This is a genomic window from Vibrio fujianensis, assembly GCF_002749895.1.
In the GTDB taxonomy this organism is placed as follows: Bacteria; Pseudomonadota; Gammaproteobacteria; order Enterobacterales; family Vibrionaceae; genus Vibrio; species Vibrio fujianensis.
Genome location: NZ_NBUS01000035.1, coordinates 47,623 through 48,009 on the forward strand (window position 1 = coordinate 47,623; position 387 = coordinate 48,009).

At 49.1% G+C, this 387-nt stretch carries 1 pseudogene; it reads left to right on the plus strand.

The features are described 5' to 3' along the window. Positions 1 to 263 (plus strand): annotated as a pseudogene (locus tag B7C60_RS17580) (ATP-dependent Lon protease); the annotation flags it as partial. Positions 264 to 387: the final 124 nt, after the last annotated feature.

The window sequence follows — 387 nt, forward strand, 5'->3', positions numbered from 1 at the left end:
AGAAGGAGAGCGAGCGCGATACCGCCGCATTATTACGTGAAGAGTCACGTAATGAGTTAGATCGCTTGTTTGATTTATTAGCCTTAGCTTCTTACAGTGAAGAGCAAGGTAAGGGTTATGCGATGCGCTTTCGATTGCCAAAGCGAATCATTGATGCAGCGATAGCTGAGGGTCAAATGGCTCGCCGGCGTACCGTGATAAAATTCTATTACGGGCACGCGGTTGCGCCCAATACGCCCTCGGATGTGATAGCCATCTTGTAGTCGTCATCACAAGGTGGATGATAAAAGAGCAAAATCCCCATCGGCAATGAGTCGATGGGGATTTTTTCTGGCTCAAGCTAGCCCGTGGCTACTTTTTGGCTTTAGCAAATGCGGCCGCAAAGGC